The organism is Cohaesibacter sp. ES.047, from assembly GCF_900215505.1.
GTDB lineage: Bacteria > Pseudomonadota > Alphaproteobacteria > Rhizobiales > Cohaesibacteraceae > Cohaesibacter.
In genome coordinates this window covers 3,385,522-3,398,191 of sequence record NZ_LT907844.1, presented here as the reverse complement: position 1 = coordinate 3,398,191, position 12,670 = coordinate 3,385,522, and the positions used below count along the sequence as shown (strand labels likewise).

General features: G+C 54.1%; 7 protein-coding genes. 1 reads left to right on the top strand and 6 read right to left on the bottom strand.

All coding sequences use genetic code 11. The annotated features are described in order from the left end of the window. The first annotated feature begins 44 nt into the window (after window positions 1-44). Window positions 45-1,409, top strand: coding sequence for a GH1 family beta-glucosidase (locus CPH65_RS15465; protein WP_096174704.1), 1,365 nt, complete (start codon window positions 45-47; stop codon window positions 1,407-1,409). 248 nt (window positions 1,410-1,657) lie between these two features. Here CPH65_RS15465 and CPH65_RS15460 read toward each other — a convergent pair whose 3' ends face one another. The 6 genes from CPH65_RS15460 to CPH65_RS15435 form a co-directional block, all read right to left on the bottom strand. Next, window positions 1,658-2,104: an Lrp/AsnC family transcriptional regulator gene (locus CPH65_RS15460; protein ID WP_096174703.1), complete on the bottom strand. Its 447-nt coding sequence runs from the start codon at window positions 2,102-2,104 to the stop codon at window positions 1,658-1,660. A 451-nt stretch (window positions 2,105-2,555) separates the two neighbouring features. Continuing rightward, a complete protein-coding gene (locus CPH65_RS15455) occupies window positions 2,556-3,911 on the bottom strand; it encodes an amidase (RefSeq protein ID WP_096174702.1) in 1,356 nt (451 codons plus the stop codon). A gap of 264 nt (window positions 3,912-4,175) precedes the next feature. Beyond that, window positions 4,176-6,386, bottom strand: a complete 2,211-nt coding sequence (locus CPH65_RS15450) for an anthranilate synthase component I (RefSeq protein WP_096176445.1) — start codon at window positions 6,384-6,386, stop codon at window positions 4,176-4,178. Window positions 6,387-6,767: 381 nt separating this feature from the next. Continuing rightward, window positions 6,768-8,912: a methyl-accepting chemotaxis protein gene (locus tag CPH65_RS15445; RefSeq protein WP_096174701.1), complete on the bottom strand. Its 2,145-nt coding sequence runs from the start codon at window positions 8,910-8,912 to the stop codon at window positions 6,768-6,770. Between the two features lie 261 nt (window positions 8,913-9,173). Continuing rightward, window positions 9,174-11,321 carry a methyl-accepting chemotaxis protein gene (locus tag CPH65_RS15440; protein ID WP_096174700.1) on the bottom strand — a complete coding sequence of 716 codons (2,148 nt, stop codon included), beginning with the start codon at window positions 11,319-11,321 and terminating at the stop codon, window positions 9,174-9,176. Window positions 11,322-11,588: 267 nt separating this feature from the next. Further along, window positions 11,589-12,290, bottom strand: coding sequence for a response regulator transcription factor (locus CPH65_RS15435; RefSeq protein WP_244574424.1), 702 nt, complete (start codon window positions 12,288-12,290; stop codon window positions 11,589-11,591). Between the last annotated feature and the right edge of the window lie 380 nt (window positions 12,291-12,670).

The following is a 12,670-nucleotide window of genomic DNA, read 5'->3' as shown; positions in this document are numbered from 1 at the left end:
TTTCATTCCAGTAAGGCGCCCATGAATGCGCCGGAGATCCAGCCATGCCAGTCCTCGCCCGCCAACCCGCCTTCACTGTTTCGCGTGGTCAGTTCCCCGACGATTTTGTCTTTGGTACATCGACCTCCGCCTATCAGATCGAGGGTAGCTCGTTTGGTGGCTGCGGCCTGTCTCACTGGGACACATTTTCTGCCACACCAGGCAATGTCGTCCGATCCGAGAACGGCTCGATCGCCTGCGATCACTATCACCGCTGGGAGGGCGACCTCGATCTTGTGCGCGATGCGGGCCTTCAGGCCTATCGCTTCTCCACATCATGGGCGCGTGTGATGCCGAAGGGATGCGGAGCCATCAACCAAGAGGGTCTCGACTTTTATGACAAGCTGGTCGACGGGATGCTCGAACGCGGCATTGCTCCGCACCTTACCCTCTATCATTGGGAAATGCCGAGCGCTCTTGAAGCCATCGGTGGTTGGCGCAATCGGGATGTAACGGACCATTATGCCGACTATGCGCAGGCCGTGACAAAGCGTCTGGGCGACAGAGTGGCAAGCATTGCCACCTTCAACGAGCCATGGTGTATCACCTGGTACAGCCACTATTATGGCGCTCATGCACCGGGGCTCAGGGACATTTGCGCAGCAAGTCGCGTTGCCCATTTTGTACCGCTCGCTCACAGCAAAGCCATAGCTGCGATGCGAGCACTGGGATTGAAGAACCTCGGCATCGTCTGCAATTTCGAGCATATCAGCCCGCTTGACAATTCACCCGGCTCGATCAAGGCTGCCAAGGTCGCTGAAGGGATCTATAATCGGTGGTTTCTTGGCGGCCTGTTCAAGGCTGAGTATCCTGCCGATATCGTTGACTTGATCGGCACTCACCTGCCGTCAGGCTGGGAGCAGGACATGGCAGACATTGCCGCGCCACTCGACTGGTTGGGTATCAATTATTACACACGGGCGCTCATCTCAGAGGGTGACACACAGCCCGGCAACGCCTTGCCCATACAGGTCGGCAACAAGGGTGATCTGCCACGCACCGAAATGGACTGGGAAGTTTACCCCGAGGGCCTTGGCAACATCCTTGAATGGATCCGGGACACTTACACCGGCGACCTGCCGCTTGCCATCACCGAAAACGGCATGGCGAACAAGGACAAGCTCGTGAATGGCGCGGTTGATGATCAAGAGCGCATCGCTTATCTCGACGCACACTTCAAACAGGCGCTGGCTGCCATCGACAAGGGCATTCCGCTACGGGCCTATTTCGTCTGGTCGTTGATGGACAATTTCGAATGGGCGCTTGGATATGACAAGCGTTTCGGCATGGTGCATGTGGACTTTGATAGCTTCGAACGCACACCCAAGGCGTCCTACCATGCTCTAAGGACAATGCTGTCCGCCCTTTGAGGCGCGAAGGACAGGATGCGAGCACACCAGGCCTTTGCCTTTGTGGCCGGCAGTCCCTGCGCTGGCCGCCGCTGTGGGGGACAACGACGACCAGCTTGCAAATCTTAGCTGATTTGCATTTTCGGGCCGTGGGGCCCTACGCGCAGGAGTGTACCCATAGAGGGCAGCGACACCAATTGGGGGACTGGTCGCTTTTCCCCTGCCCGTTCCTTATGCCTATCACGCCACCAACCGATCTTCGCCGGCGGCTAGAGAGGCAAATTCAAGGTTTCCTTTTGTGTACTTAAGGCGATCAGCGTTTCGGTCGATCGAACACCCGGAATGCACTTTATCGACCTATTCATGAAGGCATTCAAAGCTTCGTTGGTGCGCTCCCGCACTTTCAACAGATAAGAATGCGTCCCGGTTACATGATGCACTTCGAGAATTTCACTACACGCAGCAACCTTTGAAACAAAAACATCCTCGCTGGATGAATAGTCCAGATCGACAAACACGAAAGCCGTAACTCCAAAGCCTGACCGGACAGGATCGACGACTGCCTCTACGGTCCTTACAAGGCCTGTGTCTAGCAACTTTCGGACTCGTTCATTTGTGGCGGAGACTGAAAGCCCGATTTCCTTTGCAAGATCTGCACTCGGCCGTCGGCCATCACGTTGCAACAAATTCAGCAGTTCTCGATCTGTCTTATCCATGTAGGAACATTCCCATACAACAGATGGCGGATGGTTAAAGGAGATGATGGCGTTACGCAAGCGTATTGCTGCTGTGCGCAACTCTTACGTTTATGCATAAAAGTACCGACCACCAGAAAAGCAACTTTGGATCACTCAATCTCATATCCTTGGGTATAAATGGTTTTTCCTCCCACATCCGAGCACTATTGTTTCGCAGACGCCCTATTTCACAGGATGGTAGCCAGCATTTTATCTTGTGGATAAACATCTCAAATGCGAAATTTTAGATCGATATGACGTCTTCGCCTTGTGTCGAACACAACTGATTCACAAATCAAAGAACCCAGAACACGAGAGTTTGCCTAACTTTCCAGCAGGTGAAGCAGCGTGTATTCTATTTAGGCAAGCGTGGCTATTATACTTTTCTCCTACCCAAAGAAAAAGCACATTGATTGCACACCATGTTCCGTCAAGCCTTCAGAGTCTCATCAATCGCCTCGGCAATGTTAAGAACCTTATCATCGGCCTGCATTTCCCCCATGACCATCAGGCCGATGGGCGCCGAATCCGCAGCTCCAATCGGGATAGTCGCGCACGGGCGTCCCAAAACGTTGCCGATCGATGTGTTGCGCAAGGACTTGATGTTCGCATCACGATACACGTCATCGGAAGCCAGCAATGGCTTGATTTCAGGTGGGATCATGGCGACCGTTGGCATCAGAATCGCATCATAGTTTCGCGTCGCAAAATGGGTGCGCTCTTGCATGTCCTTTTGAAGATCGAGCATCTCGATATAGTCGGCGGCCGAAATGGTCGATGCGGCCGCGACTCTGCTGGCCACGCGTGGATCCACTGCCTGAGCATTTTTGGCCAGAAAGCCGCGAAGGCCATGATGGGCTTCGCCCCCGACCAAACCACCGAGTTGGGCGATATCCGTAAAGCGATGAATTGCGTCAACCTTGATCCTCTCAAGACGCGCGCCAGCTTTGGAGATGGCTTCCAGTGCGCGAACAAAACCCGCAGCAACCTCCACCTCCAGACCGTCCAGCGCGATGGTCTCAAGAATGCCAAAACGCAGCCCCGCGATTGGCCTCACGTCCGATTCAGGCACCGGCAACCCTGCCATCACATGATCAAGAATCCGGCAACACTGCAGCGAGTTGGCAATCGGCCCAGCCGTATCAAGCGAACGCGCCAGACCGAAAACACCCTTCAGGGAATGGCGCCCATAGCTGGGCTTAAAGCCGTAAAGCCGGTTGAACGCAGCAGGAATGCGGACCGAACCACCCGTGTCGGAGCCGATCGCCGCGACAGCCATCTTCTCAACAACCGAAATTGCGGCCCCAGAGGACGACCCTCCCGGAACACGACCGATCAGTCGATCCCAGCGATTGAGCGGCGTTCCATAGTGCGGATTGATACCAAGGCCGGAATAGGCAAACTCTGTCATGTTGGTGTGACCGAGGAAAATGGCACCAGCTGCACGCAGACGCGCGATAATGACGGCGTCCTCTTTGGCTGGTTCAGCATTCTCAGCCACGGCCTTGGACCCGGCTGTAGTCGGCTGGCCCTTGATATCGAACAGATCCTTGATCGAAAGGGGTATACCAGCAAGCGGTCCTTGCGGGACATTCATCTTGCGCAGTGCGTCCGATGCAGCGGCCTGGGTGATGGCTTCATTCTTGAAGGTGCGGATGAAGGAGCGGGCCCCCTCCCCTTCTTCGCGCTCGATTTCATTGAAGGCAGCGCTCACCAGATCGACCGAAGAGATGTCGCCATTGACGAGCGCCTGCCTGAGTGATGAGATTGTCCAGACCTCTGTCATATGTCTTCCTATTCCTGATTATGTGCATCTCCCGTTCAGGGACGCACCTCTTCCGCTCGTTCGGAGCAGTCTTTGACTGCTTGCCGCCGCTTCGCGGTAGGGCCAGGCTGCTTCTGTTCAGCCGGAATTTGTAAATTTGGCATATGTTAGCGGCAAAATGCACGCTTGTCGCGCTCGTCGAAACCGAACAGCGGATTCACCGTGCACGAGTGGGGAAAAGGCTCGGAGCGCAAGGACTTATGCCCCATGTTCCGAGCCCGGATGTCATGATTTTTTGGTTTTTGCCGCCTTGGTGGAGGCTATGACATTCTCGATGATGGTCATCCCGGCATTGCCGCCAAGCGTCATGATGGATTCGGGATGGAACTGCACCGCGGAGATGGGCAACGTGCGATGTTCAATCGCCATGATCACACCATCTTCAGCGTCCGCCGTAACATCGAATTCGTCAGGCAGCGTCGTGGGATCAGCAAACAGGGAGTGATAGCGCCCCACCACAATCTGGTTGGGCAAGCCTTTGAACAGCATTCCCTTCTGCAAGCGGATGCGCGACGGCTTGCCGTGCATCGGAACATGCAGCTGGCGCAGGGAGCCGCCAAAAGCCTCGGCAAGCGACTGCAATCCCAGACAGACACCAAAGATCGCGATGTCGCGTTCACGCGCCTTGGCGATGGTGGTTTTGGTATCGAAATGTTGGGGCGTTCCCGGTCCGGGAGACATGACCATCAGATCGGGTTGAACCTGATCGAAAAGCGCATCTGCCACAGGCGTCCGCACCGTGACGACTTCAGCTCCGGTCTGGCGGAAATAGTTTGCCAACGTGTGCACAAAGCTGTCCTGGTGATCAACGAGCAGGATTTTCAAACCTTCGCCGGACAGCTTCTTCTTCACACTTTCAGTGACTTTTTCTTCTTTGGCGGCATCCCGGATCGCAGACAGCATCGCGGACGCCTTCAATTCGGTTTCTTCTTCTTCGGCAACCGGATCGGAGTCATAAAGCAAAGTGGCGCCAGCGCGCACCTCGGCAATACCATCCTTGATGCGAACGGTGCGGAGCGTCAGGCCGGTGTTCATGTTACCATCAAAACCGATAGCGCCAATGGCTCCCCCGTACCATGCACGCGGCGAGCGTTCATGCTGCTCGATGAATTCCATCGCCCAGAGTTTGGGGGCACCGGTCACCGTCACTGCCCATGCGTGGGACAGGAAGGCATCCATGGCATCGAGACCTTCGCGCAGACGGCCCTCGATGTGGTCGACCGTGTGAATGAGACGCGAGTAGAGTTCAATCTGACGCCGCCCCTTGACGCGAACAGAACCGGGTACGCAGACACGGCTCTTATCGTTTCGGTCGACGTCCGAACACATGGTCAATTCACTCTCGTCCTTTTTGGAATTGAGCAGGGTGAGGATCTGTTCGCTGTCCTCAATCGGATCATTGCCGCGCTTGATTGTCCCCGAAATCGGGCAGGTCTCGACCAGATTGCCGTCGCTGACCTTGACGAACATTTCAGGGCTTGCGCCAATCAGATATTCCTGTTTCCCAAGGTTGATCATGAAGCCGTAAGGGGACGGATTCGTCTTCTGCAGACGGCGAGAAATCAAAGACGGTTTACATTTGACGGGCTCGTAAAAGGTCTGACCGGGGACACACTCGAAGAGATCGCCGCGCTTGAAATAATCGACCGCTTTGCGGGCGACATCCGCATACTCGCCCTTCTTGTGATCCCCGGCAGGAGCATTGCGATCTGTCTGAACAAAAGGCTCGCTCGTCGTCTCCCGCTCCATGCCTTCGGTTGTGTTGCCCTCGAAGGCAAAGTCATAGCGATAGCGTGTCGCCTCTTCGGCATAGAGATCGACGACAATAATCTCATCGGGAAGATAGAGCACCATATCGCGCTGGTCGTCAGGCCGCTGGAGATGCATTTCGATGGAATCGAACTGGAACGCCAGATCGTAACCGAAGGCCCCATAGAGCCCCAGAATGCTGTCCTGACCGGATTTGAACAGACCGACGATCTCGCGCACGATCGAGAAAACACTGGGTACGCGACTGCGCTCTTCCTCGGTGATCAAACCATCGGGTTCATTGACCTCCAGTGAGATGCTGGTTTCGCTCGCCTCGTAGCTCTTGAGGACAAACAAATCCTTCAGCGTCTTGTGAAGTGCCGGGATCAACACCACACCACGATCATTCAGCGCTTCGAGCGTGACGGATCGGCCGCACGCAGTGATGGCGAGCGGCGGATTGGCAAACCCCAGTTCCCAGCGCGTGTAGCGACCGGGATACTCATAGTTTGAAGACAGTACCACGCCTCGTTCACTATCCAGCCGGGTCATGCAGTCTCGCAGAGCCGTATGGAAATCGTCCCTTCCCGCAAGGCGGATCACTTCAATTCCACCTTCGGTGATGTAGTCCTGATCGGGAATGAAATCGATCTTGGCGCTCTCAGGATCAAATGTCTCGTTGCTCATCTTTACCTCGTTGATATGGAAAGAAGCGTATGCCCTTTCCATGCCTTTCCTAATCTGCTGCCACCTTCATCCGACGGACCTTGCACATATGACTGCCAGATACACAAAAGCCGCCGGAAATCCGACGGCTTGGTCTCTATTCTGATTGCATCAAATACACGAAGAGGGTCAGCCGCCGTTATTGCGTCTGCCACCACCAACCAGTGTTGTTTGATACAAATAATGTCATGGTTTCGGTTTACCCCATTTCCCTGCCCCGGGCAAGAGACATTCTACCGCCGCACATCTTTCGGCCAGATGCCTTGCACACATAGAGCATAGAGCACAAAAAAGCAGGACCCAATGGCCCTGCTTTTCTTTATCGGCACCTGCGTTTTAATATCAGGCCGAGGCCACGTTTCTCAGGAAGGTGTCGACTTCACTGCGAAGCTGATTTGTCTGGTTGGCCACGTCGAGAGAATTCTGTTCGACCTGATCAACAGACTGGCTGGTCTCTGCCACTGAAGCGGAAAGGTCGGACATGTTGCCAGCCACCTGCTGCGTGCCATTCGCTGCCTGAGCAACGTTGCGGCTGATTTCGTAGGTCGCGGAGCCTTGCTCATCAATTGCGTGACTGATGGAGCGGGTATATTCATTGACCCGTTCCATGGTGTCGGCGATGTCCTGAATGGCATGAACCGCTTCGTCAGTCGCTCCCTGAATGCCCTGAATTTGGCTCGAAATTTCTTCGGTTGCCTTCGACGTCTGGTTGGCAAGTTCCTTGACCTCGGCAGCAACCACCGCAAAGCCCTTGCCGTGCTCGCCTGCACGGGCAGCCTCAATGGTAGCGTTCAGTGCCAGAAGGTTGGTTTGTTCGGCAATCGCCTGGATGAGAGAAATCACATCGCCAATCTTCTGCGCTGAATGAGACAAACCTGACACCGTGTCGGTGGTATGCCGTGTCGCCTCGGTTGCCTTGTGGACGACCTGAGTGGTCTCCTCGACCTGCCGCTTGATTTCTTCGATTGAGGACGAAAGTTCCTCAGCAGCAGAAGCCACCGTCTGGACATTATGAGAGGCATCTTCGGATGCTGTAGCTGACGTACCGGCCTTGGCTTCGGTTTGCTCCGCAATGTCGGAGAGAAGTTTCGCCGTGCTCTGCATGTTGTCCATGTTGCTGGCGACGTTGTTCAGTAACTCGGTTGACGCCGTGCGGAACTGCTCGATCATCGTTTCAATCGCAGTTTGACGACGTGCGCGCGCTTCCTGCTCTTCGTGACTCTGATCCTCAAGACGATGGCGCTCGAGCGCGTTGTTGCGCAAGACTTCAACAGAGCGGCTCAATTCGCCCACTTCATCCTCACGGGTCTGATCAGGAAGATCAACTGCATAGTTCTGCTGGGCGATTTCCATAACACTCTGGTTCAATTTGCTCAGAGGCATAAGAGAGGAACGAACAAACCAGAAGCCGATACCGCCCATCACGAGCAACATCACGAGACCAAGAAGAAGCAAACTGTTGGTCAACTCGCTGGATGGTCCGAGCAACTCATCATAAGACTGCTCGGCGATGATGGCCCAATTGGTACCCAAAACGTTCATCGGAACGGCAATCGCACGATACTCTTTGTCGTCAACAAAGACATCATCCGCGGCGACCTTTCCAGAGAGCGCAGAGTTGGCAAGATTTGCCATCGAAGCCGGCAGTTCGGAGACCGTTTGATCCCTGAAGTTGATCACCTTGTTGTCGGAAGAAATAAGCTGAACGGATCCCGTTTCACCCAAGCCCGTCTTGTCGCTCATCAGAGCGGCAAGCTTTGTTGTGTCCATTTCAAGCGCCACGGCGCCAAGGGTCAGCCCCCATTTCTTCATCGGAGCGACCATGTACCCGGTGATGCGGCCATCCACCTCAACAAATCCGGTAAAATTGAAGCCCGAGAATTCTGCTTTGGGATCATCCTTGGCGATCGCTACAATCGGCGCGGCAGCTGCAGCGAGTTTGGGATTCATGCCGCCTTTGTCCGCAATGTTATGTGTCAGCTCATCGCCCTTGAGGTAGGAATAGTAAGCATATCCTTCTTTATCGAAGGCGATGAGATCGCGGAATGAACTGCCTTCCAGAAGTTCCCCAATCAACTGCTGATGCTTGCCATGAGCTCTCACATAAAGGATGGTTTCGTCCGATGCGTCCGCCAGCTTGTAGCGGTCTTTTTTTGAATTTTCATTCTCGTCGATATAGAGCCGCCGAACGGTCGAAGCGGCCTCGTCTTTCAGCGACTTCCAACCACTCTGCAACTCCGTGCTGGCGTTGGCGACAGTCGTGTGTGAAACGAGCGACATCAGTTTTTTCTGAAACTGATCCATATAGACGGAAGCGGTACTGGTCCGGCCCTTGGCTCCATTGAGCAAAGCGGTTTCAGTCAATGCTACAGATGTGTTGCCACCAATCCAGGATGCAACGGACACGAACAGCGCGACCATCACAACAACAGACAAAACCATCAAGAGTGGAATCTTGGTCGACAGACGCTTTGGCAGAATTTGCATACTAATCCTCGAACCTCCTCAAAGTTGCATGAATTATCGAGGACAAGCATTTTATGATTGGTAAACATCGTAGGATTTTGAACGGTCCCAATAGTAGATTTTCGCATTATCTTGCAGGCAGCTCGTCTGTTTACGCATTTATCCCTATCTTCTTATCGAGCAGGTGCCAGAGAAACGGCACACGGGCCTTTTACACGAACAAAAAAAGAGCCCTTTCGGGCCCTTCATTGCTTGGCGTTACCGCCGATGCGCGATTGCTGGCTAGGCATTTGCCACGCTCTTTAGGAAATCATCGACCTCTTCACGCAATTGCATTGTCTGGTTCGCGACATCCTGAGAGCTCTGATCAACCTGCGCCACAGATTGGGTGGTTTCGGCGACTGAAGCAGATAGCTCAGCCATGTTGCCTGCCACAGCTTTGGTTCCCGAAGCAGCCTGTGCAACATTGTGGCTGATTTCAAAGGTAGCCACACCCTGCTCGTTGACGGCATGACTGATGGTGTGGGTGTACTCATTGACCCGATCCATCGTTTCTGTGATGTCCTGAATGGCCTGAACCGCCAGTTGGGTGGCACCCTGAATATTCTGGATCTGGCTCGCGATGTCTTCTGTTGCATTGGAGGTCTGGGTTGCCAGTTCCTTGACCTCGGCTGCAACCACAGCAAACCCCCGTCCGTGCTCGCCAGCACGCGCCGCCTCGATTGTCGCATTGAGTGCGAGCAGATTGGTCTGTTCGGCGATTGCCTTGATGAGCGAGACGACATCACCGACTTTCTGAGCCGAGGATGACAGGCCGGAGATTGTTTCCGTGGTGCGCTGGGTTGCCTCGGTCGCCTGCTCGACGACACCAGAGGTTTCGCCTACCTGACGCTTGATCTCCTCAATGGAAGAAGAGAGCTCTTCGGCGGCAGTCGCCACCGTCTGAACGTTGCTTGACGCTTCTTCCGACGCGTGGGCCGATGTATTGGCCTTGTCCGCCGTCGTCTCGGCAATCGTTGAAAGCAGTTGGGCCGTGCCTTTCATCCTGTCCATATTGTCCGACACATGGTCAAGCAACCCCGAAGATGCGACACGGAAGCGCTCAATCATGGCTTCGACAGCCACTTGACGCTCAATCTGCTGCTTCTGCTGAACCTTGCCTTGCTCTTCCAAGCGCTGGCGCTCAAGTGCACTGTTGCGCAAGACCGCGACCGAACGGCTCAGCTCGCCGATTTCATCCTCACGTTCATGATCGGGCAAATTCACCGAGTAGTTTTCTTTTGCAATCTCCATCACACCATTGTTGAGTGTTTGCAGTGGTGCAATCGCGCGGCGAACGAAATAGGCGCCGAAGCCACCAAGAATCACCAGAAGCAACGAACCCGCGATAAGCAAGTTTCGCGTCAGTGCGTTGGCCGGTGCCATCAATTCATCATAAGACTGCAAGGCAACCACAGCCCAGGATGTGCCCATCACACTCATCGGTACTGCGATGGCACGATAGTCCTCGCCGTGCACGGCAACATCACCGGATGCGACGCTTCCCTTCAGGGCCGACGTTGCGATATCGAGCTGAGAGCCTTCCAGACTGCTGATCGTGTTCCGAGCAAGATCGATTTCTTCAAGATTGGCCGATATCACCTGTAGCTTGCCGGTCTCGCCCAGTCCGGAGCGATTCGCCACAATCTCAGCGAGCTTTCCGGTCTCGACCTCGAAGGCGACCGCCCCAATGATCTTGTTCCACTTCAGGATCGGAGTGACCATATAGGCAGACACACGGCCATCGACATTTACAAAGCCCGTGAACCCCTGAATGCTGACAGGATCCTTGGGATTGTCATTGGCCGCCTTGATCAACGGTTCGATCTGAACCTGAAGCTCGGGGTTTAGGACATCATCTGTTGCGAAATTTCGGCCGAATTCTCCACCTTTGCGGTAGCTGTAGAAGATATCGCCACTTTTGCCGACCATCAGCACATCGCGAAAGAGACCGCTCGAGAGAAGCGCCTGAATGCGCTCCTGGTGCTTTGCATGGACTTTCTCATAATAGATTTTGGTGTCTTCCGAACTCCTGAGCAGCTTGTATCGCTCGTCTTCCGTGTTGGGATTTTTCTCGATGAACGTGGCACGCAAGATGTCTGGCGCGTCGCTTTTCAGCACATTCCAGCCGCCAAACAATTCCGTTGCCGCATCGACCATCACGGTGTGAGAGGCCATATCGCGCATCTTGGCATTGAGCTGGTTCATGTAGAGAGTAACTGTGCTGGTGCGCCCTTCGGCAGCGTTGCGCAGGGCTGTTTCAGTCAGGCTAATCGAAGTCTTGCCGCCCATCCAGGCAGACAGAAAAACCAAGGTCGCAACCAGCAACGACACCGATGCAATCATGATGACCGGAATTTTCGTGGACAATCTCTTGGGAAGAATATGCATTTCATCTCTCCGGGGGAAGTTCTTAAAAATTGAACCTCAGTCTTGGAGAGGAAGCTTACTCAAGCGTAAATTCACAAAGCACTTTAAGGTTGCACGGTCAATTCAAGCCCTATCATCCAGCATGAATTTTCACCACGCCGACGCAATTTTGTGCAGTCAGTTGCACACGTAAGGGTTTCACCCACAAGCGCTTCTAGGGCAGCAGACAAAAAAAGGAGCGTGCCGAACACGCCCCTTTTCCTCTTCTCCACCCAGTCATTCGGGAGATCACATCATCCGGTTTGCAATAGCAACGGCCTGTGTTCGGCGGTAGCAATTGAGCTTTTTGAGAATGAGTGAAATGTGATGCTTGACCGTCGCCTCGGTCAGACCCAGCTCGTAGGCAATCTGCTTGTTCAGCAAACCTTCGCGTAAGTAGCGCAGGATGGTCATTTGCTTGGGAGTGAGGTTGGCCAGTTTGGAGTAGAGTGTTGAACGCTCCAGAATGGCTTCACATTCTTCGATGGCAGCTTCATCTGCAATGCCGGAGCAAATGCGGCGCGAAACCGCGCGCAATTTCGAAACGGATGCGGTTTTGAAGACAACCCAGTCAGCGCCGTTGCCGAGTGCATAATGTGCCAGCCCTTCATCGGCCTCATTGCAGATCAGGATCAGCCGGGCGTATTTGTAGTTCTTGCGTACGTCGTTGAGGGCAGCGGCACCGCGACTTCCGGTCGATTCCAGATTCAGCACCAGCAAGGTATCCTCGCGATCGGGCGCTGCACTGAGCAACTGGTCAAGGCCGACGCAATCAAGCACCGGGGTGTATTCTCGCTTTATGCCGAGCATATTGAGAAGGCATTCGGTAAAAATCGGGTGCGGCTCGGCAAGGACAACCGTACGATAGTTCACGGTCCCTTGGGCGTTCTGTTCAGCCTGAAAGCTCGTTCCACGTCGCAACTCACCACCGACTTCATCCAGCAATAGCATGCTTATCCCTCCTATTTTCCCAACTGGAGAGTAACTCTCCAAATGCAGTCCTGGATCGTACGCCAAGCATGGGAGCAGCTCAGGCCTTCTCGATCCGCCTGCTAAAAAGTCTCAGTAAAATTCCTAGGTTTAGCTCCACTGTACCCTCACAACTGGCGGTTCGCCTTTGACACATGTCATGGTTTGCGCCATTCCTTTCCACACTCTTTGGCAGAAAGGGAGAGGCGGAATGAACTCGTCGCCTCAGGAATCTTCAACTATGTCCCCCGACACTAGCCTTTTGGCCAATAGCTGGTCGCATATGATGCCAGCCCTGCAAGATTGTCAATGAACGGCTTGATTTTATTGAGCTAATTTGCGAATGTTTTTGCAAACATTTT

What these genes read in the sequence shown, in the direction of transcription:
- CPH65_RS15465 (WP_096174704.1), top strand. Translation starts at nt 45, where the DNA reads ATGCCAGTCCTCGCCCGCCAACCCGCCTTCACTGTTTCGCGTGGTCAG.
- CPH65_RS15460 (WP_096174703.1), bottom strand. Translation starts at nt 2,104, where the DNA reads ATGGATAAGACAGATCGAGAACTGCTGAATTTGTTGCAACGTGATGGC.
- CPH65_RS15455 (WP_096174702.1), bottom strand. Translation starts at nt 3,911, where the DNA reads ATGACAGAGGTCTGGACAATCTCATCACTCAGGCAGGCGCTCGTCAAT.
- CPH65_RS15450 (WP_096176445.1), bottom strand. Translation starts at nt 6,386, where the DNA reads ATGAGCAACGAGACATTTGATCCTGAGAGCGCCAAGATCGATTTCATT.
- CPH65_RS15445 (WP_096174701.1), bottom strand. Translation starts at nt 8,912, where the DNA reads ATGCAAATTCTGCCAAAGCGTCTGTCGACCAAGATTCCACTCTTGATG.
- CPH65_RS15440 (WP_096174700.1), bottom strand. Translation starts at nt 11,321, where the DNA reads ATGCATATTCTTCCCAAGAGATTGTCCACGAAAATTCCGGTCATCATG.
- CPH65_RS15435 (WP_244574424.1), bottom strand. Translation starts at nt 12,290, where the DNA reads ATGCTATTGCTGGATGAAGTCGGTGGTGAGTTGCGACGTGGAACGAGC.